The organism is Promicromonospora aerolata (assembly GCF_042682255.1).
In the GTDB taxonomy this organism is placed as follows: domain Bacteria; phylum Actinomycetota; class Actinomycetes; order Actinomycetales; family Cellulomonadaceae; genus Promicromonospora; species Promicromonospora aerolata.
On the sequence record NZ_JBHUHF010000001.1, the window covers coordinates 1,448,815 to 1,472,397 of the forward strand.

Consider the following 23,583-nt stretch of genomic DNA (forward strand, 5'->3'; position numbering starts at 1 on the left):
AGAGGAAGACGACATGGCCGCACTCGACATGGCGGAGCCCGCGACGGGCCTCGCAGCTCCTAGACCCCCGGCGCCCCGCAGGCTCGGCCTCTCGCAGAGGCTGGGCCGGTGGGACGTCAAGGTCTCCCCCTATCTCTACATCTCGCCGTTCTTCATCCTGTTCGGGCTGACCGGCCTCTTCCCGCTCGCGTACACGGCCGTGGTGTCGGTCTACGAGTGGAACCTGCTGGGCGGGCAGGGCGAGTTCGTGGGCTGGCAGAACTACGCCGACGTGCTCGGCCAGCCCACGTTCTGGAAGTCCCTCGGCAACACGTTGTCGATCTTCGTGCTGTCGGCGGTGCCCCAGGTGATCATCGCGATCACCCTGGCGGCCCTGCTGGACCAGAACATCCGGCACGCCACGTTCTGGCGGATGGGCGTGCTCGTGCCCTACGTGGTGGCGCCGATCGCGGTGTCGCTGATCTTCGGCCGCCTGTTCGCGGACCAGTTCGGGCTGATCAACGAGCTCCTCGGCAGCATCGGCATCGCCCCGATCGGCTGGCACCAGGACCGGCTGGCCAGCCATGTCGCTATCGCGACCATGGTGAACTACCGGTGGACCGGCTACAACGCCCTGATCTTCCTCGCGGCGATGCAGGCGGTGCCCCGTGACCTGTACGAGGCCGCGACGATCGACGGAGCGGGGCCGGTGCGCCAGTTCTTCTCCGTGACGGTGCCACAGATCCGCGCGACGATCATGTTCGTGATCATCACCGCGAGCATCGGCGGCCTGCAGGTCTTCGACGAGCCGCTGCTGTTCGACGCCGCAGGTCTCGGCGGCGCGGACCGCCAGTGGATGACGACGGTGCTGTACATGTACGACGTCGCCTGGGGCAACCAGCGCGACTTCGGACGTGCGGCCGCCGTGGCGTGGATGCTGTTCGTGCTCATCCTGGTGATCGGGTTCGGCAACTTCCTGCTCAGCCGGCGGATCGCGTCGTCGGCCCCGAGCACATCGAAGGTCAGCCGCTCGGTGACCCGCCGGATGCTCGCCGACGCGCGCTCCGCCGGCGGCACCGGCCTCCGTACGACCACGACGACCACGCACACGACGGACCGGAGGAACTCATGAGCTCGGTCGCGGCCACCGCGCAGGGCGCCGGCCGGGGAGCCGCCAGGGCGGCCGCCCGCAAGCAGCAGTACAGCCCCGGGTCGATGGTGCGCCGGCCGGGCCGGCTCACGTACGTGATCCTGGCCGGGGTGCTCCTGGTCTCGGCGTTCCCGCTGTACTACACGCTGCTGCTCGGCTCCTCGGACCAGGTGTCGATCTCCCAGCGTGCACTGCCCCAGCTGTGGCCGGACGCGAGCATCTTCGCGGGGTTCGCGGAGGTCATCTCGTCCAGCCAGATCAACTTCTGGCTCGCGCTGACGAACTCCACGATCATCGCCGTGGTGGTGTCCCTCGCGACCGTGCTGACCTCGACGCTGGCCGGGTTCTCGTTCGCGAAGCTGCGCTTCCCCGGGCGCAACGCGCTGCTGGTGTTCGTCATCGCGACCATGGCGGTGCCGACGCAGCTGGGCGTCATCCCGATGTACATCCTGATGTCGGAGCTGTCGTGGATCGGCAAGATCCAGGCGGTCATCGTCCCGGCGCTGGTCAGTGCCTTCGGTGTGTTCTGGATGACGCAGTACCTGGACTCGGCACTGCCGTTCGAGCTCGTCGAGGCGGCCCGGGTGGACGGCGCCTCGATGATCCGCACCTTCTGGAGCATCGCCCTGCCGGCTGCCCTGCCGGCGGCGTCGATGCTGGGTCTGTTCATCTTCGTGATGCAGTGGACCATGTTCTTCTGGCCCTCGATCGTCCTCGGGTCCCAGAATCCGACCTTGCCCATCGCCGTGCAGAACCTCACGGCGGGCTATCGCGACGACTACTCGCTGATCATGGCCGGTGCCTTCCTCGTCACGCTGCCGCTCCTGGTCGTGTTCGCGGTCGTCGGCCGCCAGCTCGTGGCCGGCATCATGCAGGGCGCCGTCAAGGGCTAGGACACAGGGGCTGAGCCGAAGAGCTAGGGGCGGCGGCCGAGGACCAGGGTGCGCACGGTGCCGGACGGCATCGTCACGCGGACCACGTCCTCGCCGCCGCCCGTCCGCTCGACGTGGACGGGCGGCACCTCGTCGAGCTCCAGGAGCGCCGCCGACCCCGCGAGGCCGACGAGGACAGCGTGCACGCTCCCGCCGGCGACGCCGCGCGTCGTGACGGACGGGACCAGTGCGAGCCCGCCCAGGGCGGTGCCACCGGGCACCTCCTGGACGACCGGGTCACCGGCCGGTCCGAGCAGCGGCACGAGCACGCTGGTGAGCCCGGAGCGACCGGTGACCCGGATCCCGTTACCCACCCGCTCGACCCTCGGCTCGACGTCGTCCGCGACGGCCCAGCCACTGTGCACCACCTCGCACTCCTCCCCCACCTCGACCCGGTGGACTCGCAGCTCCCACGGCCCCTCCAGCACGCTGACGGTCTCGATACGGGCGCCCGGCACCTCGGTGACCACACCGTCGTCCACCCGGGTGGGCACGTGCCAGGAGCTGCCTGCGCCGTCCTGCGCCGGCAGCCGGTGGATCCGCCCGCGGCGGGAGATCCGCCCGCCCGTGGCGAGCCCCACGTGGTTGTCCGGCACGACGGCGGCCGCGTCGCCGAGGACCGGGGCGGTCGCGGTCGAGTACGCCAGACGCGAGTAGAGCGCGTCGTCCGGCACCCCGGGGTGGTGGTTGTCCGTGCCGTGGTTCGCGACGCGGACGATCCCGTCCTCGACGGTCGACGAGAGCACGAGACCCGGCGCGGGCAGCGAGCGCGTGCGGCTCTCCGACGCGGCGGGCAGCGGCTCCTCGACGTCGGACCAGAACGGGTCGTCCGCGTCGATCAGGAGGCACACGAACGCCTTCGACAGCCAGAACGGGGAGGCAGGCGCCGAGTATCCCTGGATCATCGGTCGGTACGGGCCGAACCAGCCGCGGTGCGGTATGCCGTCCGTCCCGATGGCGCGGCCGTCCAGGAAGTAGCGCAGCATCGCGCTCGCGAGGTGCCTGCTGAGCCCGGACGAGCAGGGAGAGGTGCCGTCGAGCGCCGCGGCGAGCGGCGCGGCGGCGGCCGCCCAGCGGTAGGTGAGCGACCTGCCGAGGAAGAGCGGGGCGCCGTCGGCCCCCACGAGGTCCTGGTAGTCCTCCATGAAGCGCCCGAGCCGCACCCGATGGACGTCACGAGCGGCCACCGAGGCCTGGGCGGTGGGGGACGCCGGGTCGAGCGACTCGCACATGCGGTGCCACAGGACCGGGTAGAAGTGCATGGCCCAGCCCGCGTAGTGGTCGAACCGGTCCCCGTCCCCCGCTCCGTCGCGGTACCACCCGTCGCCCACGTAGAACTCCTCGATCCGCGTGAGGTCCGCGTCGACGACGTCGCGCTGGGCGTCGGTCAGCGGGTGGCCCGTCGACTCGACGAACGTGGCGACGACCACCCGGAACCAGTGCCAGTTGTTGTCGGGGACCTCCACCGTGAAGGCGCCGAGCAGCCAGTCGACCACAGCAGCACGCTGCTCGGCCGGGAGACCGGACCAGATCCAGCGCCGGGTCTGGTGCAGCGCCAGGGCGATCGAGGCGGCCTCGACGAGCGCCTGCTTGCAGCGGGGCGAGACCCGGGGCCACGCCTCGGGGTGCCCGGCGTCGGTGCCCGCGACGAGGCCCGAGGTGTACTGGTCGAGGAGCTCCGGAGCGATCTCGCCCGTGCCCGCGAGCCGCCACGCGAACAGCAGGAATGTGCGTGCGTACCCCTCCAGCGCGTCCGAGTCCGGCCCGTTCCACGACGGCTCGCCGTCCAGGACGATGCGGGCACCGCTCGCCGTCGCGTAGCGGGAGGCCGAACGCAGCAGGCCGTCGGCAGCCGCGGTCCAGTGCGCGCGGGTGTACCCGGTCGCGGGGCTGGTGGCCCGGTCGTCCGCCGGTGCGGGCCCCCACGCCCCTGGCCAGGCCGTCCCGTCGTGGGCGGATCGGTCAGCGGCGGGTCGGGGCGTCATCGTCATGGACCGATCCTTGCGGCGCCGACCGACCGAGTCCACCGGCAGTGATCGATTACGATCGGTTTGCTCGACACGGTCACCGATCGCCGTCCCGCACGCGGCAGAATGACCGATGCCCGACGGTGCGACCGCAGCGCTGTCCGACCCGGACGACAGGGGCCTCATGAACGTAGGTGAGCGGGACCTCGTCGCACGACGGCGTGCGGCGATCCTGACGGAGCTCGGGCTGCACGGCTCGGTACGCGTGCCCGAGATCGCCGAACGGTTCGGCGTCTCGCTGGTCACGGCCCGCCGCGACGTCGCGACACTCGCCCGCCAGGGCAAGCTCCAGCGCGTCCACGGGGGCGGTGTCCTGATTCCCACCGACGCCGACGACGGGCACCGCCTCGGGGTGGTCGGCATGGTCGTCCCCTCCGGGCACGGCTACTTCCAGGAGATCCTCGCCGGGGCCCGGCAGGGCGCGCGGGAGTCGGGTGTCCGGCTGGTCCTTGCCACGTCGTACTACGACGAGTCCGAGGAGAGCCGGATCGTCGAGCGGCTCCGGCGTGCGCGCGTGGACGCGCTCCTGATCGCGACGGCACGCCCTACGGACACCCGGCTGCCCTCCTGGTACGACACGATGGACAAGCCCGTGGTGCTCGTGGAGCGCAGCTGCAACACCCGGTCCGTCGACTACGTCCGGTCCGAGCACGAGGCCGGCGTGGACGTCGCGCTCGACCACCTCGCGCGGACGGGTCACGAACGGGTCGCGCTGGCCGTCCGGGCCACCACGCCGACGTCGACGCGTCTGGTCGACGGGTTCGAGAAGGCGCTCGACGCGCGAGGGCGGCTGCACGCTCCATTCCCCCCGGTGCGGTTCGTCGTGGAGGAACAGGACCTGTCGCAGCGCAACACGGCGCTCGGCTCGATCCTCGACCAGTGCCTGGCCACGGGCACCACCGCCGTGATCGTCCACTCCGACGACGACGCCGTCGCACTCCTCGGCCTCGCTCTCGAACGCGGGACGCGGGTGCCGGAGGACCTGTCGATCGTCGCCTACGACGACGTCCTCGCGTCCCTCGGCTCCGTGCCGCTCACCGCGGTCGCGCCGCCCAAGCACGACGTCGGCCGCCTCGCGGTCTCCATCGCCGCGCACCGCATGGTGGCGGGCAGCCGCCCCGCGATCCAACGGGTCCGCCTCGTCCCCCGCCTGGTGCTGCGCCGCTCGACCGCACCGCCCGCACGCTGAGGCCACCGCCGACCGCTTCGGTGAGCGGTCTTGATCGGTTCGCGGGCGTGCGGACGCCTGTCGCGCGATGCGGAGCGCATGATCGTCGCGACGACCCCCGACGACGAGGATGCCCATGTCGCGATCAACACCGTGGACGATCTCCTTCGCCATGCGGCCCGGCCTCAGGCCCCTGCTGTTCGGTGAGACGGCCATGCAACGGCTGTCGGCACTCGCCGACGTACACAGCGAGGTCATCGACGACCTCGGCTCTCCGGCGGCGCGCGAGCTGCTCCACGCCACCGACGTGCTGATCACCGGATGGGGCTGCCCGCTGATCACCCCCGGGAAGTCGACGACCGGCCGGCTCCAGGCCGTCGTCCACGCCGCCGGGACGGTGAAGAACCATCTGTCCGACGCGGTCTGGACGTCCGGGATCGCCGTGAGCTCGGCAGCGGACGCCAACGCCACTCCGGTCGCCGAGTACACGGTCGCCCAGATCCTCCTCGCGAACAAGCGGATGGACGAGATGCGTGCCGCCTACCGCGCGGAGCGTGCGGGCGCCGACTGGACCGAACGGTTCCCCGGCATCGGCAACTACCGGCGCACCGTCGGCATCGTCGGGGCATCACGGATCGGCCGGCGGGTCCTGAACCACCTCGCGGCCTTCGACCTCGACCTCCTGCTCCACGACCCCTACGTCGACGACGCGGGCGCGCAGGAGCTCGGCGCGCGCCGGGTCGATCTCGACGAGATCTTCCGCGCGTCCGACGTCGTCACCCTGCATGCTCCCGACCTGCCGGAGACCCGGCACCTGGCCGATGCCCGCCGGATCGCCCTGATGCGACCGGGCTCCGTACTGGTCAACACGGCACGCGGCAGGCTCGTCGACACCGACGCCCTCACGGAGGCCGTCGTGTCGGGCCGGGTCCGTGCGGTGCTCGACGTCACCGAGCCCGAGGTGCTGCCGGCGGGCTCGCCCTTGTACGACCACCCCGGCGTGGTCCTCACCCCGCACGTCGCCGGTTCGATCGGCGGGGAGCTCCGGCGCCTCGGCGACGCCGCGGTGGACGAGGTGGAGTCGTGGCTCCGTACCGGGAGGTTCCGTACACCCGTACGGCCCGAGACTCTTGCCATCACGGCCTGAGCCTCACGGCGGGGCTCGTCCGAGCCTCGCTGAGAAAGATGAGAAGGAGGACAACGTGGTCCGAACACGATGGCGCACCGTCGCGCCGTTTCTCGTAGTGCTGATGTCCGCTGGCGCCCTGCCTGCCGTGGGCGCGGCTCCACCGGAGCAGGAGGAGCTCCTGATCAACGGCACGTTCGACGCGGGCAGCAAACCCTGGTGGACCAATGCCGGGATGACGCCCGACGTGTCGACCGGTGAGCTGTGCGTCGACGTGCCCGACGTCGCGGACCCGTGGGGGGCGATCGCGGGACAGAACGACCTGGCGTTCCGCCCGGCGACCGAGTACACGCTCACCTTCACCGCGCGGGCCGACCGCGAGGTCACGATCAGACCGGTCGTGCAACCGACCGACGGTTCCGGCGGCGGCGCCTACCTGACCAGGAGCACGACGGTCGGGACCGCGGCCACGACGACGACCTACACGTTCGTCACGCCCGACCAGGAGCTCCCGGTCAACAACACCCTGCAGTTCCAGCTCGGGGGCGCAGGCGCGTACACGGCCTGCCTGGACGACATCAGCCTCACCGGTCCGCCCTACCAGCACGTGCCGGACACCGGCCCGGCCGTCAAGGTCAACCAGGCGGGCTACCTCCCCCGCGGCCCGAAGGCCGCGACGGTGGTCACCAGCGCGACGGAGCCGCAGAAGTGGAGCCTGCAGTCGGCAGCCGGCACGGTGCTCGGCCAGGGCACCACGACGCCGCGGGGAACCGACCCCTCGTCGGGCGAGCCGGTGCACGGCCTCGACTTCTCCTCCTACACCAAGCCGGCGCGGGACGTGCGCCTCGTGGTGGGCGACGCGTCCAGCCATCCGTTCGACATCGACGCGGACATCTATCAGGACCTGCGGTCGGACGCGATGAGGTTCTTCTACACGAACCGCTCGGGTACGGCCATCGACGGAGCCGTCGCCGGGCCCGAGTACGCGCGCCCCGCCGGCCACGTGGGCGTGGCCCCCAACCAGGGCGACCGCGCGGTGCCGTGCCAGGAGCCCGCACCGTGGATGGACGGCTGGACCTGCGACTACACGCTCGATGTCACCGGAGGCTGGTACGACGCGGGCGACCACGGCAAGTACGTGGTCAACGGCGGGATAGCGACCCACCAGCTGCTGTCCGCGTACGAGCGCACCCTGCACGCAGCCGTCGTCGACGACGGCGCGCTCACCGACTCGACCCTGAACGTTCCCGAACGGGACAACGGGGTGCCCGACATCCTCGACGAGGCGCGGTGGAACCTCGAGTTCATGCTCAAGATGCAGGTGCCCGAGGGGAAGCCCCTCGCGGGGATGGTCCACCACAAGGTGCACGACGTGGAGTGGACCGGGCTGCCGCTGCTCCCCTCCGCCGACCCGAAGGCCCGCGCCCTGCACCGGCCGTCCACCGCGGCGACGCTCAACCTCGCGGCGGTCGCCGCGACCGGAGCGCGGCTGTGGCGCGATCTCGACCCCTCGTTCGCGGACGAGCTGCTCGACGCGTCGACCACGGCCTATGCGGCGGCCGGGGCCCATCCCGCGCTGTTCGCACCACGTGCGGACGGTGAGTCCGGCGGCGGTCCGTACGCCGACTCGGACGTCGAGGACGAGTTCTACTGGGCCGCAGCGGAGCTCTACCTGACGACGGGCTCCGCCCCGTACCAGCGCGACGTGACCGACAGTCCGCTGCACCAGGCCGAGGTGTTCTCCCCGGACGGCTTCTACTGGGGCTCGGTCGCCGCACTGGCCCGCCTGGACCTCGCCACCGTGCCGTCGCGGCTGCCCGATCGCGACCGCGTACGGCGATCGGTCGTGGCGGGAGCCGACCTGCTGGTCACGCTCCAGGAGCGCGAGGCCTTCGGGCAGACCTACACGCCGTCCGACGGCCGCTACGCGTGGGGCTCCAACAGCTCGATGCTCAACAACCAGGTGGTGATCGCCACGGCATTCGACCTCACGGGTCACAAGAAATATGCACGGTCGGTCCTGGAGGGCCTCGACTACCTGCTGGGCCGCAACGTCCTCGGCATGTCCTACATCACGGGGTACGGCACCGTCTACGCCCACAACCAGCACAGTCGCTGGTACGCCCAGAGCCTCGACCCGGCGCTGCCGACCCCACCCCGCGGGACGGTCGCGGGCGGACCCAACTCGAGCATCCAGGACCCCGTGTCCGGCGCGTGGCTCGAGGGTTGTCTGCCCCAGTGGTGCTACGTCGACGACATCCGCGCGTGGGCCGTCAACGAGATCACGATCAACTGGAACTCGTCGCTCGCCTGGGTCGCGTCCTTCGCCGCCGACCTGGGTGACGGGTCGGCCTGCCGGAAGTCCGGTCCGCACAAGCAGCGGTAGCCGCACGACCAGCGGTAGCCGCGCGGGCCGGGTCAGGGACGCTCCTGACCCGGCCCGCTCAGCCCTTCGACCCCCGTACCGACCGCCCGGAGGCCCCCGCCAGGAACCCTCCCGGCCCGCCTGCCATGATGAGGGTGTGGCCACCTACGACCTGCACGTCACCGCCGCCGACCCGGCGCGGGTCGCCACGGTCCTGCCCGGTAGCGGCTACACCGCCATGGCACCGCTGCTCTGGTACGCCCGGGGCGCGTTGCACGACCTGGGCTGGACGATCCGCACCCTGGAGTGGACCACCGCACCCTCGTTCGACTCGGCACGCACCGCCTACGCGGAGGTGCTCGGCGAGGACGCACCCGGAGACGACACGCTGCACCTGGTGGTGGCCAAGTCGCTCGGCACGCTCGCGATGCCGCTGGCCGTGCGTCTGGGGCTGCCGGGCGTCTGGCTCACACCGCTGCTCACCAGCGAGCAGGCGCCCGACGTGCAGGAGACGGCCGCCGAGCTGGACGAGAACCACCTGCTCATCGGCGGCACGGCCGACCCCCTGTGGGACGGCGAGCTCGCCGACGGCTCGGACGCCGACGTCGTCGAGGTGGACAACGCCGACCACAGCCTCGAGGTGCCGAACGACCGGGCGGAGAACCTCGCGATCGTCGAAGAGGTGGTCTCGGCGATCGAGGAGTTCGCACTCTCCTTCGACGAGGACTGACGGCCGCCCGGCAGGACGGGGCGGCTCACGGCGCCGGCGCGGGCGCGATGTTCTGGTTCAGGTGGAACACGTTGTCCGGGTCGTAGACGGCCTTGACCGCGGCGAGCCGCGCCAGCTTCTCCGGCGGGTAGGCCCGCCGCACGCCGGCGGCCCCGTCGTCGCCCAGCACGTTGACGTACACCCCGCTGGCGAACGGCTCCAGCCGGGCCGCGCTCGCCCGCGCCGCAGCGATCCGGGCCTCGTCCTCGTCCGCGTCGGTCCAGCCGGTGGCCGCGACGTACTCGAACCGGGTACCTCGCTGGCTGAATGCGGCGTCCTCGTCCGGCACGTCGGCGATGGCGCCGCCGTAGGCCTGCAGGCCCGCACGCACGCCGGGTTCGATCGCCAGCAGCGCCTCGATCGCGCCGACCGACAGCTCGTGGAAGTAGTGGCCCTTCCAGTAGCGGCGCACGGCATGGCCGCGGGCACTGTCCTCGCGGGTCTGGAGCTCCAGGTAGGACAGCTCGTCGATCCGGCGGGCCACCGGGGTACCCAACGACTCCAGCCCCGCGGCGTGCGCCCGCCCGGCCCCGGGGTCGCCGACCCACACCAGACCGAGCGTCACCACGCCGTCGTGCACGCCGGCCGTGTAGGTCGCGGCGCGGGGAGCGTTCGCGGCGAGGTCACGCCAGCGGACGACGGCCGGCACCGCGGCGGCGACGGGAAAGTCGAGCTCGACGCTGAGCGCCCGGGTGCCGACGTCGTGCAGCCGGAACTCGAACCCGGTGACCACACCGAAGTTCCCGCCCCCGCCGCGCAGCGCCCAGAACAGGTCGGGCCGCTCGTCGGCAGCGGCGCGGACCACGTCACCGGCGGCCGTCACCACCTCGTAGGAGATGACGTTGTCGCAGGCGAGCCCGTGCTGCCGGGCCAGCCAGCCCATCCCGCCGCCCAGGGTGAGACCGCCGACGCCGGTGTGCGACACGTTGCCCGCCGTCGTCGCGAGACCGTGGGGCTGCGTGGCGGCGTCGAGCGCGCCCAGCAGCGCGCCGCCCTGCACCCACGCCCGCCTGCCCACCGGGTCGACCCGCACGGCACCCATCGGCGTGAGGTCGATCATCAGCCCGTTTTCGGGAACGCTGTGCCCGACCACGCTGTGGCCCCCGCAGCGGACGCCCACCTCCAGCCCGTCCTGCCGGGCCAGGGCCAGCGCCGCGACCACGTCACCGGCGTCGCGGCAGCGCACCACCAGCGCCGGCCGGTGGACCACTATCGCGTTCCACACCGCGCACGCCTGGTCGAACTCGGCGTCACCCGGGTGCCGGATGTCCAGCCCTGCTACGGCGGCGTCCTCGATGGTGTCCATGCGCCCCTCCTCGACGAGGGCCTCCTCGAACGGGGCCCGGTCCACCACAGACCGTCCGGGGCCGCAGGACTCATCGCGGCAGAGCGAACCGCAGGATCAGACGCCCGCCTTCTGCCGCACCATGGCCACGACCTTGCCCAGGTTCACGGTCCAGCCCACGCCGAACACCCGCGGTCCCACGACGCGCTCGGCGTCCGGGTTCCACAGCCGGTCCTTGGCGCGCTCCAGCGTCGGTACGCGCAGCTCGTACGGGACCACCGAGGCGACCTTGCCGTGCCAGGTGCGCTCCGCCTCCGGCGTGCGCAGCTCCTTCACGACGGCCGCGATCGTCAGTGCGACCGTGACGAGCGTGATCAGCCTCCTGAGGCCGCCCGCGCCCTTCGAGCGTCCGCCGTGGTCCTCGTGCTTCCGTGTCATCTCGGTGCCTCCCGTGCTCTCGGTGTCAGCCCCCGCGACCATCTTGGGCCATGCGGCGGCCGACGGCCCGGCCAACGCGCGGCCGGCTGCCCGCCCGTCCCGCTCAGCGGACCCGCACGGCACCCGGCTGCACGGTGACGGCCAGCCGGGTGGTCTCCCCCAGGTCCTCGCCGTCGATCTCGAACACGCGCGGCTCCAGCAGCTCCATGCTCAGGCTGCGCACGCGCAGATGCGTCGCGCTGTCGCTGCTCTCGGCCACGGCGCCGCCGGTGGCGAGCCGCTTGACGCCGTTGTCCCAGACCATGTTGCGCAGCGTGTCGGCCCAGCTCGCCGCGTCGTCCGCGCTCAGGACCAGCAGGTCCAGCTCACCGTCCCGGGGGTCGGCGTCGGGCAGGAGGTTGATCCCGCCCTGCAGGGTGCCGCAGTTGCCGATCAGCAGCGTGTGCACGTTCTCCGGGCCCAGCGGCTCGCCGTCTGCCGTGATCCGCACCTCGAGCGTGTCGCTGGCGGACAGCGCGCGTCCCATGGACTCGACGTAGGCCAGCCAGCCCACCTTGTCCTTGAGGTCGTCGTCGGTCTCGGTGATCATGTGGGCGTCGAGCCCGAACCCGGCCATGACGGCGAACGCGTGGCGCTCGGTGCCCCCGGCGAGCTCGATCTCGAGCCAGCCCAGGTCGATGGCGCGCGCCTCGCCGGTGAGCGCCCGGGCGAACGCTCCGGGTACGTCGCCGAGCGGTACCTGCAGGTTCCGCGCGAGGAGGTTTCCGGTACCGAGCGGCACGATCCCGAGCTCGATTGCGGTGTCCGCCGCACCGAGGTGCTCGGCGACGGCCCGGACCGTGCCGTCCCCGCCGGCCACCACGATCAGCTCCACGCCCGCCTCGATCGCGCGCTCGGTGGCCCCCTGGCCCGCGTCGTCGGTGCTCGTCTCGAACCACAGCGCCTCGGTATCGGGCCGCTGCGCGGCCGCGACCGCGTCGTCCAGCGCCGACCCGAGCTCGTCCTGCGTCGTCTTGGCGGGGTTCCAGATGATCCCGACACGTCGTACGGTCATGTCCGGCATGCTTCCACAGCAGGACGCCGGTCACCCGCCGGGAGTCAGGGATCCGACGGCCAGGGATCCGTGACAGCGGCGGCCAGCCGCTCCGCGAGCGCCCCGACCGCCGCCCGGAGCTCTGGGCCATCCTCCACCCGGAACGGGAACGGCACGCTCGCCAGCCATTCCTGCGCGTACATCTCCGGGTTCCTGGTGCTGCCCACCAGCACGCACCCGGTGCCCGCCGCTTCCAGCCGTCCCATCTGCGCACCCACCCACGGGGCGACGTCGGCGAGCGGGGCGTCGAAGACGACCCGCGTCGGGAACTGCCATCCGGTACCGAGGTGCTCCTCGAGCGCCGTCACGGGGTCGAGGCCTGCGGGCGGTTCGAAGCCGCGGTCGGTGTGCTCGACCGCGACGACCCGGTCGACGCGGTAGGTGCGGGTGGCGCCGGCCCGGTGGGAGTGGCACAGGAGGTACCACCGCCCGTAGCGCACGACGACGGCCCACGGGTCCACCTCGGCGACCCATTCGCTGCCGGACTCGCCGCGGTAGGTGACCAGCACGCGGCGTCGGGCCGCGGTCGCCGCGACCAGCTCGCTGGTGACGGCGCTGTCCGGGCGGGCCGCGAACCGGTCCGGCGCCGCGGACGCGTGCTCCCGCAGAGCGGACGCCTGCCGACCGACGTTCTCGGGCAGTGCCCGGATCACCTTGCCGAGCGCGGTGTCGACGAGGCGGTCGCCGTCGGCGTCGGGATGGCCGGCGAGCACCGCCATGACCAGGCCCAGCGCCTCGGCCTGCGTGAAGCTGACGGGCGGCAGCCGCGTCCCGCGCCCGAGCCGGTAGCCGCCGTGCGGGCCGCGGGTCGACGAGACGGGGATCCCGGCCTCGCGCAGGATCCCGACGTACCGGCGGGCCGCCCGCTCCGTGACGCCCAGCCGTTCGGCGAGCTCGGTCGCCGTGGTACCGGGGCGGGCCTGCAGGACCTCCAGGACGCGCAGGGCGCGTGCGGTGGGGCTGATCTCGGACGGCACCTCAGCAGGCTATGCCCCTCGACGAGCGAGTGGGCCGGGCCCAGGTCACGGTGGTGACACGTCAAGGAAAGGAGAGGCCCGTGGCCAGCATCACGAAGTCGATCGATGTGGAGGTCCCGGTGCGGACCGCCTACAACCAGTGGACGCAGTTCGAGGAGTTCCCCCGGTTCATGGAAGGCGTCGAGGAGATCCGTCAGCTCGACCCGACCCACACCCACTGGACGACGAAGGTGGGCGGGGTCGAGCGGGAGTTCGACGCCGAGATCACCGAGCAGCACCCGGACGAGCGGGTGGCGTGGGTGAGCAGGACCGGGCCGGACCAGGCCGGTGTCGTCACGTTCCACAAGCTCCAGGACGCCCGGACCCGGGTGACGGTGCAGATGGATTGGGAGCCCGGCAGCGCCACCGAGAAGGTGGGCAGCGCGCTGAACTTCGACGAGCGACGTGTCGAGGGTGACCTCGAGCGGTTCAAGAAGTTCATCGAGTCCCGCGGTGCCGAGACCGGCGCCTGGCGCGGCGACGTGGACTGACGGGGCCCGTCAGCGCACCACCTCGAAGACCTGCTTCTGCACCCCGTTCTTGTACGCCTCGTGCTCGACCAGCCGGAGCTTCTGGGCCGCCTTGTCGGTGTCGCTGAACAGCGGCTTGCCCTGGCCCAGCAGCACCGGGAACACCAGCAGGTGGTAGGCGTCGACCAGGCCGGCGTCGGCGAGCGACCGGGTGAGGGACACGCTCCCGTGCACCTGGATCTCGCCGACGTCGGTCTCCTTGAGCCGGGCGACGTCGTCCAGCGAGCGCAGGATGGTGATGTCGCCCCAGTTGTCGACCAGGTCATCCTCGGTGAGGGTCGTGGAGACGACGTACTTGGGCAGGGTGTTGTACCGCGGGAACTCGGCCATGTCGGGCCAGACGGGCGCGAACATCTGGTAGCTGGCCCGCCCGAGGAGCAGCGCACCCGCTTCCTCCTGCTCACGTCCCTTGAGCTCGTAGGACTCCGGTGCGGGGTCGACGGTCTTGAACGTCCACGCCGTGTCGTGCAGCGCGGGGTCTCCCCCGGTCGGGTCGACCTTGCCGTCGAGCGAGACGAAGTGGGTGGCGACGATGGTGCTCATACGAAGTTCTCCCTTGTCGTGGTGGCCCGTGGTGCGGAGGCCTCTGGCAGTTCAGACGAGCGGGTGCGAAAAACTCATCGCATCGGAAGTACCGCTTTGATCCGGAAGTAGAACGTCCGGAACTCGCTCTACCGTGGGACTCATCGGCATCCTGCCGCATCGACCACGGGGAGACACATCATGGACATCCTGCTCATCGGCGGCCTCTGGCTCGACGCGTCGGCCTGGGACGACGTGGTACCGGAGCTCGAGGCGCTCGGACACCGTGCCGTGCCGGTCGCGCTGCCCGGCCAGGGCGACGGCTCGGCGTCGGCGACCCTCGACGACCAGGTCGCGGCCGTGCTCGCGGCGGTCGACGCGGCGGACGGGACGCCGCTGGTCGTCGGGCACTCGGCGGCCTGCACCCTGGCCTGGCTCGCCGCCGACGCCCGCCCGGAGAAGGTGGGTGCCGTGGCGCTCGTCGGCGGCTTCCCCTGGGACGACGGCAAGCTCTACGCCGACCTGTTCGAGATCACGGACGGTGTCATGCCTTTCCCCGGCTGGGGCCCCTTCGAGGGGCCGGACTCCGCCGACCTCTCCGACGCGGCCCGGACGGCCTTCGCGGAGGCGGCGGTCCCCGTACCGGAGGCGGTGGCCCGTGGGGTGGTGCACCTCGTCGACGAGCGCCGGTTCGACGTGCCGGTCGTGGTCGTGTGCCCTGAGTTCACCGCCGACCAGGCCAAGCAGTGGATCGACGCCGGGGACGTGCCCGAGCTCTCGCGCGCCGAGCACGTCGACCTGGTCGACCTCGACTCGGGCCACTGGCCGATGTTCACGCGCCCGGCCGAGCTGGCACGGCTGCTCGCCGGTGCGATAACCCGATGACCCGACCGGCACCCGTCGTTATGGTGGCCCGATGGCAAAGGTCCAACATTTCCAGGTCACCTTCGACTGCGCCGAGCCGGAGCGGGTCGCCCGCTTCTGGTGCGAGGTGCTGGGGTACGTCGTACCGCCGCCTCCCGAGGAGTTCGCCTCGTGGGACGAGTACACCAGCTCGCTGGCGCCCGAGCAGCGGGACGCGGACTTCGCCTGTGTCGATCCGACGGGAGTCGGTCCGCGCCTGTACTTCCAGCGCGTGCCCGAGGGCAAGATCGTCAAGAACCGGGTGCACCTCGACGTGCGGGCCGGCGCCGGCCTCGTGGGCGACGAGCGCCTGGCCACCCTCGAGGCCGAGGCCGAACGCCTGATGGCGCTCGGTGCGACGCACGTGCTGACGCAGTACGCAGACGAGGAGAACGAGTCGTGCATCACCCTTCAGGACATCGAGGGCAACGAGTTCTGCCTGGACTGATCACTACCAAGTGCTGGGCCACGACGCCCGTTCTCGATGGGCGGATCCAGCACGGCCTTTAGTTCTCCTCGTTCCCCGCCCGGCAAACCGGCGCTTTTTCCTCCCCGCCCGCGTCCCCCAGGGACGGGTCGAACTGGTTGCCGTCGTGCTCGAGGGACGGGTCGAGCTGGACGCCGCCGTCCAGCCCCAGCTCCATCTCATAGAGTCGGCCGTCGGCGGTCGTCACGTGATATTTCTGCAGCGCGCTGAAGTCCGGCGGATCGACGAAGCGTTCATCGTCCGTCGTCCCCCTCGTGGCCGCCGGCTCTCCGCAGGTGGGCTCGGCGGCTTCCGCGCCGATCGAGTCCACCGCGCACCGAAGCTCTGCTTCGACGTTCGCCGCCACCTGGGTGGTCGCCACCATCAGCGCTCCCACGATCAGCACGACCAAGGTGAGCACGCCGAGGGAGTCGATCGCCGCCTGCCCCGCCTGCCCACATACCGGACAGCTCGCGCCGCGCAGCAGCGCGGAGCCGTGGCAGCTCCTTGCTCGCTCGTCGATTCTGAGAGACATGATGGGCGACATCCCTGGGGTCGGTGTACACGTGCTCCGGAAGGATTCGGGCTAACTGACCTGTTCGATGCTCGTGACTTCGATGAGCTCGTAGATCGGCTCGTACATGTTGTAGGCAAGGACTCTGCCGACAAGGAAGTCGCCCACGCTGAGGGAACCGTCCCCGTCGTTGTCGACAAAATCGGGCCTGCCGTCGCCGTCGATGTCGATATACGCCCCGGAGGCGTTGCCGCCGCCTCCCCCGCTCGGGGTCATCAAATCGCTCAGATCCCTGCCGATGTTTTCGGCGCCGGTGGGCGGTTCACCGTCGGCGCCGGTGGGCGGTTCGCAGGACTGCCCGCGGAGTCTGTTGATGACATTGTCGATTGCGGGGCCGATCTTTTCGCGGAGCAGATCGATCAGACGTTTGGCCCAGACGAACAGCTGTACTCCTATTGAGCCGAGCGACATGATAACCGTGTCGAGCACCTTCTTGAACCCGTCGACCATCGCCCCGATCGCGTTTTTAACCCTCGTGAGGAGAGCGGGTACCTCGCCCTGGATCAATTCGCCGATGCCGGCCCCCATCAGTCCCACCGCGAGTGAGACCGCCAGCGTACTTGCCCATGCATCTCGGTCTTGGAGTTTCCCGTCGAAAGCATTGTTGATCAGAACGATCGCGAAGGTGGACATGAACCCGGCGACGAATCCGCAGGCCCTCCTGAGGACAACCGGGCCGAAGCCTTCGAGAAGGAACATGCAGGCGCCGGCCGCGAGAACGCCTGCGATGGATCCGGCGATGCCTGCGATGAAGCTCTGCCACCAGTTCGCCTCGGTGTGCACGTAGTCGGCAGGGATCGTGACGTGGATCTTCGAGCCGTCGAGCTTGAAGTCCGCTTCGATGTCGGGGATCTCCGGCAGAGGACCGATCTCGTCGGAATGTATCTCCGCCTGCCGTTTGAGGTAGTCGCTGAGCTTGTCTTCCGCGTTGAGCGCGTCGAGCGCCTCCCTGACGGCGTCCATGTCCATCTCGGAGGTGTCCCCGAGATGGACCTCGTACGTGTAGTCCCCGCCCTCCTCCTCGTCTTCAGGCAACCCGGCTCTGGCGGTGAACCCGCTGAGGTTGGTGGCCACGAACCTGCTGAGATTCGTGCTCGACCGCTGGACGCCTGCCTCGGCTGCCTCGGCACCCGGGCTCAGGTGGACGCCGGTGACCAGCAGAGCGAGCGCGACGACGATCCCGATGAGTCCGGAATACAGCCCACGTCCACGTGGCGGGTCGACGACAACAGGATGCGAACGCATATGCAGAACTCCGTTCAAGGGTCATGCACCGCTGTGATGACAGCGTCGTGCGGACTGCGGGGCCGTGGCGACGACGTCGTCTATACGGACCGCGGTGGAATCGCGGTGAGTCAGCAAGATATGGCGCGGCAGGCGGCGGGCACCAGGGACTACGGGCCTCCCTGTGGGCCCATGGCGCCGCGTCATGTCTGGGTCCAGAGGACCAGACGTCCGCCTGTCCCACGGCGATCTTGGCAGTCAGTGGACCTTGGCAGTCAGTGGGCAAACGTCTGGGCGTGCAGCGCTGCACGCCCGACGAAGCCCAGCGCTCACCGCTTCAGGCCGAGGGCCCGCAGCTCGAGATCAGCCAGGCGGCGCACGACGGCGGGATCGCCGTCGCGCCACGCGCCGACCGGATCGTCCGAGACCCGGGTCAGGGTCCGCAACGGCTGGTTCGCGAGGGCGCGCAGGGCCAGCAGCTGCGGGTCGGCCCCGGCGAACCGCCGGGCAGCGCCCGCCCGGCGCACGAACCGGACCCGGAACGGCACGTAGAGCACGGCAACGAGCAGCACCGGGATCACAAACACCGCGACGCCGACCAGCAGCGCGATGTCGCCCACCGTCTCCGCCTGGGTCCGTCCCGCCGCGGCCAGGCTCTCCGCCGCGTCCGCCGCCCCCTTGAACGGCGCGGCCAGGTCGTCGCCCACACCCGGGAGGCCGCCGATCCGGCCTTCGACATCGTGGAACCGGCCCGCCATCTCGTCGGCCGCCGACGCGGTCGCCCGGCCCGGCCGCCCCAGCGTGAGCGTCAGGTCGTGGACCTCGCGCCCGGCCCAGGCCCAGGCCGTGATCCACGCGAGCAGCAGCAGGTCACCGAGGACCTGGCGAGCGCATCGGGCCGGTGCGGCCGCATACAACCTCATGGACTGGTCCTCCGGGCGTCGACGGGTGGCACGCCGCACCGTATCGGACAGGAGCCGACATTCGGGACGCCACCACACGAGCGTTCTGTGGTTGCATACTCCCCGACCTGATTCCCGGCACCGCGGAGGTAGACCCATGACGACCAACGACGAGCTCGCCCGCACCTTTGTCGAGTTCGACGGCGACGGCGACGGCCGCATCACCGCCGACGAGTTCCGCCAGGCCATGGCCACCCGCGGCGAGGAGACCACGGACAAGGACCTGGAGGAGATCTTCGGCAAGGCCGACCACGACCAGGACGGCCGCATCGACCTCGCCGAGTTCACGAAGGCCTGGGACGCCTGACCCCGGCCGCCTCACGGGGATCGGCACGACGGGTTTCGTCCTAGGGTTACCTGTCATCCGTTTCCCTGCCGAAAGGAGCCCGACGTGGCGTGGACGCCGCTCGTCCTGGACCTCCTGGGCGTCTTCTTCTTCGCCGTGTCGGGCTCGCTGCTCGCCGTCCGACGTCACTTCGACGTCGTCGGCTCGCTCCTGCTGGGCACCTGCGTGGGCCTCGGTGGCGGGATCCTGCGCGACGTGCTGCTCGCCACCGGGGTGCCGCGCGCCTTCGACTCGCCCGTCTACCTGGTCCCGCCCGTGCTCGCCGCGGTCATCGTGTACTTCTTCGCGCACGCCGTGCAGCGGTTCCACGACCTCCTGATCACATTCGACGCCGGCGGCATGGCGCTGTTCTCGGTCACCGGCACGCTGGTCGCCCTCGACGCGGGGATGAACCCGACGGCCGCTGCGATCCTCGGCGTGGTCACCGCCGTGGGCGGCGGAGTCATCCGGGACGTCGTCGCCAACGACGTGCCGCAGATATTCCGGGCCCGCGGTCTGTACGCCATCCCCGCGCTGCTGGGCGCCGGGCTGACCAGCCTGACCTCGTCGGTGGACTGGTACAACCTGGCCACCGGCTCGGCGATCGCCGCGGTCGTGTTCACGCTGCGCATGGTCTCCCTGCGTTACCACTGGGGAGCACCGCCCGCCGGCGGACACCACGACGCGCCGCACCCCACGCCGACGCCCTGAGACCTGACCGCGGCGACCGGCCCGCGATGCCATGTATGCCCGAGATGCGAGCAAACATGGACGGGGTCACCGTCGAAGGAGCAGGGCGCGCTCGCGCCGTGCGGAGGAAGGAGATCGACATGCCAACGTGGCTCATCCTCATCCTGATCGGCGTCGCGCTGGTGATTCTCGGCGTCGCCACCGAGATCGGCCAGTTCCTCATCTGGATCGGCGTGATCGTCCTCGTGGCCAGCCTGATCATCGGCCTCGTCGGGCGCAGCCGGACGTAGGCCGCACCGGACGGCCGGGAGCGGCGCCAGCACACCGGACCGTCAGCCGGCGACACCCGTTCGCTCGCGGTGCCGCCGGACGGCCGCCCGGTTGGCGCACCGCACGGAGCAGTACCGCTGCCGCCCGTTCCGGGTCACGTCGACGACCACCATGGTGCACGGCTCGGCCGCGCAACGCCCCAGCCGGTGCATCCCGCGGGTGACCAGGTGGAGCGACGTGCCCACGCTGATCACCGCCCGCAGGACCGAGGTCAGCACCTGGTCGTCGTCCCGGTAGTGCAGGTGCCACCCCTCGCCGTCGTGATCCGTCAGCCGCGGGTACGCCGCCGCCTCGGCCATCTGCGCGTTCAGGAGCATGGCGCGCCGTCCAGGGTCCCCCGCGTCCACGACGCGCAGCCAGTCGTCGATGACCCGTCGCGACCGGGCGTGGTCCTCCGGCCCCTCCTCGAAGTCCATCGTCATGCCGAAGTCACGCGTACGCGCCTCGATCCCCGCGCGGTCGGCGGGCCACTCGTTGGCCAGGGACGCCGCGAGCAGGACCGCGTACTCCCCGTAAGGGTTGAGATGCATAAGGCCATTACACCATCGTGTGGTCCATGGCCCTTCCGCAGACCCTTGCCACCGCCCCGACCAGTGCCCACGACGTGCACGAGCACGCGTGGACCACGGAGTCACGCCACGCGACCTCCGCGGGCTGGGTGCTCTACGTCCGGTGCACGTCGTGCGGCACCCGCCGGGTGGACCTGCAGGGTGGCCAGGACGGGCCGCCCGCACCCCTGAGCAGAGCCGTCGGGGACCGCGCCGCCCGTTGACGCCGCGCAGACCGGCGCCGGTCGGGCAGTCGGTACCGCCGGCCACCGCCAGATCGTGACGGTGGCCGGCGACGTCCGGGGTCAGCGCAGGCGGACCCGCTCCACCGCGCTCTCCGTCACGCCGTGCTGGTTGACCGCCACCACCGCGACGTCGTGCGTCCCCGCCTGGACACCGGTCACCTCGAGGGTGGCCTCCTGCTCCTCGGGGGTGTCGTCGACCAGCTCGACGGTCCGCACCACCTCACCGTCGACCACGAGCGACATGCGCTGTGCGTTGTCGCCGCGAGCGATGCGGGCCTCGACGCGGATGCGCCCGTCCTCGGCGTCCTCGACGTCGAGGGACACCCGGCCCGGCACACCCTCGGCCGGGCCGGGCACGCGCTCGACGTCCGTCGCCTCGCGGGTGTACGCCAGGCGTGGCGCCGCCGGGGAGGCCATGCCGTCACCGATGAAGTACGACGTGTGCGGAGGCTGGTTGTACCCGGTGTTCTGCCAGGCGACCGCGAGCCGGTACTGCGAGTCCGACATGAGGGTGCGCAGCCGGTGCTCGGTGGGGATCACCGTGGTCGCGACCCGCAGCGCGGTCGAGTCCTCGGTGCGCGTGATCAGCTCCTCGCGCCAGTCACCGAACAGGTCCGCCTGCAGGGCAGGGGTCCCCTTGGTGCTGTTGTTCGAGAGCGTGCCCTCGGCCCGGTAGAGCTCGACCTCGGTGTCGTTCTCGTGGTCCCACTTCGCGATCGTCGGCACGCCGGTCGAGGTGTCGGCGTCCCAGTCGTGGTTGCCGATCTCGGCCAGCAGGTCCCCGTCCCAGAAGGTCAGGAAGTTCGCCGCGGGGATGCGCTCGGAGACGACCTCCCCGGTCGAGGACGAGACGAGCTGCCCCACCGGCGAGTTCCACGCGGCGTCACCGCCGACGGCCCAGCCCTCGGCGCCGGCGTACCGCGGGTCGATGTCGCCCATGGCGGCCCGGCCCGTGTCCCGTTCGGCCGGGATCGACCAGAGGGTCTCCCCCGTCGCGGCGTCGCGGAACGTCGCCCCGACGTCGCCGGAGCGCCCCATGTCCTCGTGGGCCGCGAACTGCTCCAGCCCCGGACGCGCCGGGTCGAAGTCGGACACGTGCATGGCGTCGCCGTGCCCGAGCCCGGTGCCGACGAGCACCTGGCCGTCGTCGTCGATGGTCATCGAGCCGAAGACGATCTCGTCCTTCTGGTCGCCGTCCACGTCGGCGGTCTGCATGTCGTGGTTGCCCTGGCCCCGGTACTCGTCGCCCGCGACGTCGGTGTCGAACACCCAGCGCTGCGACAGCTCGGCGCCGTCCCAGTCGAAGGCCGCGATGACGGCCCGGGTGTAGTAGCCACGGCTGAACACCATCGACGGAGCCTCGCCGTCGAGGTAGGCGGTGGTGGCGAGGAACCGGTCGACCCGGTTGCCGTAGGTGTCACCCCACGCGCCGACGTCGCCGCGCGGCGGCACGTAGTCGATCGTGTCGAGCGCGGCACCGGTGGCGCCGTCGAACACCGTGAGGAACTCGGGTCCGGAGAGCACGTAGCCGCCCGAGGTGCGGAAGTCCGCCCGGGCGTCCCCGATGACCGTCCCCGCGCCGTCGGTCGTACCGTCGGCGGTCTTCATCGCCACCTCGGCCCGACCGTCGCCGTCGTAGTCGAACACCTGGAACTGGGTGTAGTGCGCGCCCGACCGGACGTTGTGGCCGAGGTCGATGCGCCACAGCCGGGTACCGTCGAGCTCGTACGCGTCCACGTAGGTGTTGCCGGTGTAGCCGCTGCGGGAGTTGTCCTTCGCGTTGGACGGGTACCACTTGACGACGTACTCGTACTCGCCGTCACCGTCGAGGTCCGCCACGGAGGCGTCGTTCGCGGCGTAGGTGTACGGCTGACCGTCCTTGGTGTAGGCGTCGGCCGGCTTGTCCAGCGGGATGTCCAGGGTCTGGCCGTCCCACGGCGTGAACTCGTCGGTGGCCCAGTGCTCGATGCCGTCGGCGACGGTCGCCACCCGGTAGGTGGCGTCGGTGGTGCCGTCCGCGTCGAGGAAGCCGGTCGAGCCCGTGACCGGCTCCTCGGTGAGCCGCCGGCCGTCCCGGTACAGGTGGAACACGACATCCTCCGGGTCGTCGCCCAGCATCCGCCAGCTCACGTGGACGCCGTCCGCCCCGCTCGCCGCCACGGGCTGCCGCCCGATGCGCTCGGCCTGCCGGGACAGCTTCGTCACGGCGTCGGACACGACGGCGTCCGAGAGCGCGGAGGCGCCACCGGCGTTCACCGTGGCCACGGCGTACGTGTACTCGACGGTGGTGAGCACGTCGGTGTCGACGTACGCGGCGTCGGTGGTGCGGTCCAGCAGCACCGGCTCACCCGACCGACCGGTCCGGTAGACCTGGTAGAACAGCGCGCCGTCCACCGGCTCCCACGACAGCGCGACCTCGTGCTTGGCCACGTCCGTCACGGTCAGGCCGGACGGCGCCGGCGCGGTCGGCACGTCGTCGTCCACCGTGGAGACCTCGAGCTCGTTCGACGCGACCGACTCGTCGCCCGCCGCGTCGAGCGCGACGACCGTGTAGGTGTAGCGCACCCCGATGTCGGCGCTCGTGTCCACGTACGACGCCTCGGTGACGTCGGCGACCGCGGCCGGCTCGGCCGCACCCTCCGCCCGGCGGTACACGCGATAGCCGGCGACGTCCCGGGCCGGTTCCCACGCGAGCGGCACGGAGACGTCCGAGCCGTCGATCGTCACGTCGCCCGCGGTCAGGGACGTCGGCGCGTACAGCAGCGACGTGATCTCCAGGCCGTTCAGCCAGCCCGCGGCCACGACGTCGATCGACCCGTCGGTGACCACCACGGGCTGGACCACCTTGCTCGACGTACCGCCGCGGCCGGCGTTCGAGGAGCCGTGGTCGACACCCTCGATCGTCACGCCGAGGCG

General features: G+C 71.2%; 24 protein-coding genes. 13 read left to right on the forward strand and 11 right to left on the reverse strand.

The features are described 5' to 3' along the window. Positions 1-13: 13 nt before the first annotated feature. Positions 14-1,111 (forward strand): carbohydrate ABC transporter permease, encoded by a 1,098-nt coding sequence (locus ACFSL2_RS06600; protein ID WP_377197084.1) that lies wholly within the window; start codon positions 14-16, stop codon positions 1,109-1,111. Beyond that, the gene (locus tag ACFSL2_RS06605) at positions 1,108-2,022 is read left to right on the forward strand and encodes a carbohydrate ABC transporter permease (protein ID WP_377197085.1); all 915 of its coding nucleotides are present in this window, start codon (positions 1,108-1,110) and stop codon (positions 2,020-2,022) included. The genes ACFSL2_RS06600 and ACFSL2_RS06605 overlap by 4 nt, the downstream gene beginning before the upstream one ends. Positions 2,023-2,045: 23 nt before the next feature. Here ACFSL2_RS06605 and ACFSL2_RS06610 read toward each other — a convergent pair whose 3' ends face one another. Beyond that, positions 2,046-4,052, reverse strand: coding sequence for a DUF2264 domain-containing protein (locus ACFSL2_RS06610; RefSeq protein WP_377197086.1), 2,007 nt, complete (start codon positions 4,050-4,052; stop codon positions 2,046-2,048). A 109-nt stretch (positions 4,053-4,161) separates the two neighbouring features. Here ACFSL2_RS06610 and ACFSL2_RS06615 point away from each other — a divergent pair, with 109 nt between their 5' ends. The 4 genes from ACFSL2_RS06615 to ACFSL2_RS06630 all read left to right on the forward strand — a co-directional run bounded on the left by ACFSL2_RS06615 (position 4,162) and on the right by ACFSL2_RS06630 (position 9,477). After that, complete coding sequence (locus ACFSL2_RS06615) at positions 4,162-5,277, forward strand: substrate-binding domain-containing protein (protein ID WP_377197087.1); 1,116 nt, start codon at positions 4,162-4,164, stop codon at positions 5,275-5,277. Positions 5,278-5,392: 115 nt separating this feature from the next. Then, positions 5,393-6,403, forward strand: coding sequence for a hydroxyacid dehydrogenase (locus tag ACFSL2_RS06620; RefSeq protein ID WP_377197088.1), 1,011 nt, complete (start codon positions 5,393-5,395; stop codon positions 6,401-6,403). A 55-nt stretch (positions 6,404-6,458) separates the two neighbouring features. Continuing rightward, positions 6,459-8,768: a glycoside hydrolase family 9 protein gene (locus ACFSL2_RS06625; RefSeq protein ID WP_377197089.1), complete on the forward strand. Its 2,310-nt coding sequence runs from the start codon at positions 6,459-6,461 to the stop codon at positions 8,766-8,768. Positions 8,769-8,904: 136 nt separating this feature from the next. Further along, positions 8,905-9,477 (forward strand): hypothetical protein, encoded by a 573-nt coding sequence (locus ACFSL2_RS06630; protein ID WP_377197090.1) that lies wholly within the window; start codon positions 8,905-8,907, stop codon positions 9,475-9,477. Positions 9,478-9,502: 25 nt separating this feature from the next. On the opposite strand, the gene ACFSL2_RS06635 is transcribed toward ACFSL2_RS06630, so the two are convergent. The 4 genes from ACFSL2_RS06635 to ACFSL2_RS06650 form a co-directional block, all read right to left on the reverse strand. Next, entirely contained in the window at positions 9,503-10,822 is a 1,320-nt protein-coding gene (locus ACFSL2_RS06635; RefSeq protein WP_377197091.1) for an FAD-binding oxidoreductase, read from the reverse strand. A 96-nt stretch (positions 10,823-10,918) separates the two neighbouring features. Next, positions 10,919-11,239 (reverse strand): DUF5808 domain-containing protein, encoded by a 321-nt coding sequence (locus tag ACFSL2_RS06640; RefSeq protein WP_377197092.1) that lies wholly within the window; start codon positions 11,237-11,239, stop codon positions 10,919-10,921. 103 nt (positions 11,240-11,342) lie between these two features. Beyond that, positions 11,343-12,293: a diacylglycerol/lipid kinase family protein gene (locus tag ACFSL2_RS06645; RefSeq protein WP_377197093.1), complete on the reverse strand. Its 951-nt coding sequence runs from the start codon at positions 12,291-12,293 to the stop codon at positions 11,343-11,345. A gap of 44 nt (positions 12,294-12,337) precedes the next feature. Beyond that, entirely contained in the window at positions 12,338-13,309 is a 972-nt protein-coding gene (locus ACFSL2_RS06650; protein ID WP_377197094.1) for a helix-turn-helix transcriptional regulator, read from the reverse strand. An 80-nt stretch (positions 13,310-13,389) separates the two neighbouring features. Here ACFSL2_RS06650 and ACFSL2_RS06655 point away from each other — a divergent pair, with 80 nt between their 5' ends. Further along, complete coding sequence (locus ACFSL2_RS06655; RefSeq protein WP_377197095.1) at positions 13,390-13,839, forward strand: SRPBCC family protein; 450 nt, start codon at positions 13,390-13,392, stop codon at positions 13,837-13,839. 9 nt (positions 13,840-13,848) lie between these two features. On the opposite strand, the gene ACFSL2_RS06660 is transcribed toward ACFSL2_RS06655, so the two are convergent. Continuing rightward, complete coding sequence (locus ACFSL2_RS06660; RefSeq protein ID WP_377197096.1) at positions 13,849-14,421, reverse strand: dihydrofolate reductase family protein; 573 nt, start codon at positions 14,419-14,421, stop codon at positions 13,849-13,851. 180 nt (positions 14,422-14,601) lie between these two features. Between ACFSL2_RS06660 and ACFSL2_RS06665 the strand changes: the two genes are divergently transcribed. Both ACFSL2_RS06665 and ACFSL2_RS06670 read left to right on the forward strand, forming a co-directional pair. Next, positions 14,602-15,285, forward strand: a complete 684-nt coding sequence (locus ACFSL2_RS06665; protein WP_377197097.1) for an alpha/beta fold hydrolase — start codon at positions 14,602-14,604, stop codon at positions 15,283-15,285. Between the two features lie 31 nt (positions 15,286-15,316). After that, on the forward strand, positions 15,317-15,751 hold the full coding sequence (locus ACFSL2_RS06670) for a VOC family protein (RefSeq protein WP_377197098.1): 435 nt from the start codon (positions 15,317-15,319) through the stop codon (positions 15,749-15,751). Between the two features lie 58 nt (positions 15,752-15,809). Here the strand turns inward: ACFSL2_RS06670 and ACFSL2_RS06675 are convergent, their stop codons facing one another. From ACFSL2_RS06675 to ACFSL2_RS06685, 3 genes are all read right to left on the reverse strand, one after another. Continuing rightward, positions 15,810-16,316 (reverse strand): hypothetical protein, encoded by a 507-nt coding sequence (locus ACFSL2_RS06675; protein ID WP_377197099.1) that lies wholly within the window; start codon positions 16,314-16,316, stop codon positions 15,810-15,812. A gap of 39 nt (positions 16,317-16,355) precedes the next feature. Continuing rightward, positions 16,356-17,588: a hypothetical protein gene (locus tag ACFSL2_RS06680; protein ID WP_377197100.1), complete on the reverse strand. Its 1,233-nt coding sequence runs from the start codon at positions 17,586-17,588 to the stop codon at positions 16,356-16,358. 308 nt (positions 17,589-17,896) lie between these two features. After that, the gene (locus ACFSL2_RS06685; RefSeq protein ID WP_377197101.1) at positions 17,897-18,490 is read right to left on the reverse strand and encodes a hypothetical protein; all 594 of its coding nucleotides are present in this window, start codon (positions 18,488-18,490) and stop codon (positions 17,897-17,899) included. 136 nt (positions 18,491-18,626) lie between these two features. Here ACFSL2_RS06685 and ACFSL2_RS06690 point away from each other — a divergent pair, with 136 nt between their 5' ends. From ACFSL2_RS06690 to ACFSL2_RS06700, 3 genes are all read left to right on the forward strand, one after another. Continuing rightward, positions 18,627-18,836, forward strand: a complete 210-nt coding sequence (locus ACFSL2_RS06690; RefSeq protein WP_377197102.1) for an EF-hand domain-containing protein — start codon at positions 18,627-18,629, stop codon at positions 18,834-18,836. Between the two features lie 84 nt (positions 18,837-18,920). Beyond that, a complete protein-coding gene (locus ACFSL2_RS06695) occupies positions 18,921-19,565 on the forward strand; it encodes a trimeric intracellular cation channel family protein (protein ID WP_377197103.1) in 645 nt (214 codons plus the stop codon). A 119-nt stretch (positions 19,566-19,684) separates the two neighbouring features. Next, a complete protein-coding gene (locus ACFSL2_RS06700; protein WP_377197104.1) occupies positions 19,685-19,834 on the forward strand; it encodes a hypothetical protein in 150 nt (49 codons plus the stop codon). 42 nt (positions 19,835-19,876) lie between these two features. Here ACFSL2_RS06700 and ACFSL2_RS06705 read toward each other — a convergent pair whose 3' ends face one another. After that, on the reverse strand, positions 19,877-20,404 hold the full coding sequence (locus ACFSL2_RS06705; protein WP_377197105.1) for a CGNR zinc finger domain-containing protein: 528 nt from the start codon (positions 20,402-20,404) through the stop codon (positions 19,877-19,879). A 26-nt stretch (positions 20,405-20,430) separates the two neighbouring features. Here ACFSL2_RS06705 and ACFSL2_RS06710 point away from each other — a divergent pair, with 26 nt between their 5' ends. Further along, positions 20,431-20,646: a hypothetical protein gene (locus ACFSL2_RS06710; protein WP_377197106.1), complete on the forward strand. Its 216-nt coding sequence runs from the start codon at positions 20,431-20,433 to the stop codon at positions 20,644-20,646. A gap of 81 nt (positions 20,647-20,727) precedes the next feature. Here ACFSL2_RS06710 and ACFSL2_RS06715 read toward each other — a convergent pair whose 3' ends face one another. Continuing rightward, complete coding sequence (locus ACFSL2_RS06715; protein ID WP_377197107.1) at positions 20,728-23,574, reverse strand: rhamnogalacturonan lyase family protein; 2,847 nt, start codon at positions 23,572-23,574, stop codon at positions 20,728-20,730. Positions 23,575-23,583: the final 9 nt, after the last annotated feature.

What these genes read in the sequence shown, in the direction of transcription:
- ACFSL2_RS06700 (WP_377197104.1), top strand. Translation starts at nt 19,685, where the DNA reads ATGCCAACGTGGCTCATCCTCATCCTGATCGGCGTCGCGCTGGTGATT.
- ACFSL2_RS06620 (WP_377197088.1), top strand. Translation starts at nt 5,393, where the DNA reads ATGTCGCGATCAACACCGTGGACGATCTCCTTCGCCATGCGGCCCGGC.
- ACFSL2_RS06665 (WP_377197097.1), top strand. Translation starts at nt 14,602, where the DNA reads ATGGACATCCTGCTCATCGGCGGCCTCTGGCTCGACGCGTCGGCCTGG.
- ACFSL2_RS06710 (WP_377197106.1), top strand. Translation starts at nt 20,431, where the DNA reads ATGGCCCTTCCGCAGACCCTTGCCACCGCCCCGACCAGTGCCCACGAC.
- ACFSL2_RS06705 (WP_377197105.1), bottom strand. Translation starts at nt 20,404, where the DNA reads ATGCATCTCAACCCTTACGGGGAGTACGCGGTCCTGCTCGCGGCGTCC.
- ACFSL2_RS06675 (WP_377197099.1), bottom strand. Translation starts at nt 16,316, where the DNA reads ATGTCGCCCATCATGTCTCTCAGAATCGACGAGCGAGCAAGGAGCTGC.
- ACFSL2_RS06685 (WP_377197101.1), bottom strand. Translation starts at nt 18,490, where the DNA reads ATGAGGTTGTATGCGGCCGCACCGGCCCGATGCGCTCGCCAGGTCCTC.
- ACFSL2_RS06645 (WP_377197093.1), bottom strand. Translation starts at nt 12,293, where the DNA reads ATGACCGTACGACGTGTCGGGATCATCTGGAACCCCGCCAAGACGACG.
- ACFSL2_RS06610 (WP_377197086.1), bottom strand. Translation starts at nt 4,052, where the DNA reads ATGACGATGACGCCCCGACCCGCCGCTGACCGATCCGCCCACGACGGG.
- ACFSL2_RS06670 (WP_377197098.1), top strand. Translation starts at nt 15,317, where the DNA reads ATGGCAAAGGTCCAACATTTCCAGGTCACCTTCGACTGCGCCGAGCCG.
- ACFSL2_RS06600 (WP_377197084.1), top strand. Translation starts at nt 14, where the DNA reads ATGGCCGCACTCGACATGGCGGAGCCCGCGACGGGCCTCGCAGCTCCT.
- ACFSL2_RS06680 (WP_377197100.1), bottom strand. Translation starts at nt 17,588, where the DNA reads ATGCGTTCGCATCCTGTTGTCGTCGACCCGCCACGTGGACGTGGGCTG.
- ACFSL2_RS06640 (WP_377197092.1), bottom strand. Translation starts at nt 11,239, where the DNA reads ATGACACGGAAGCACGAGGACCACGGCGGACGCTCGAAGGGCGCGGGC.
- ACFSL2_RS06605 (WP_377197085.1), top strand. Translation starts at nt 1,108, where the DNA reads ATGAGCTCGGTCGCGGCCACCGCGCAGGGCGCCGGCCGGGGAGCCGCC.
- ACFSL2_RS06635 (WP_377197091.1), bottom strand. Translation starts at nt 10,822, where the DNA reads ATGGACACCATCGAGGACGCCGCCGTAGCAGGGCTGGACATCCGGCAC.
- ACFSL2_RS06615 (WP_377197087.1), top strand. Translation starts at nt 4,162, where the DNA reads ATGCCCGACGGTGCGACCGCAGCGCTGTCCGACCCGGACGACAGGGGC.
- ACFSL2_RS06660 (WP_377197096.1), bottom strand. Translation starts at nt 14,421, where the DNA reads ATGAGCACCATCGTCGCCACCCACTTCGTCTCGCTCGACGGCAAGGTC.
- ACFSL2_RS06690 (WP_377197102.1), top strand. Translation starts at nt 18,627, where the DNA reads ATGACGACCAACGACGAGCTCGCCCGCACCTTTGTCGAGTTCGACGGC.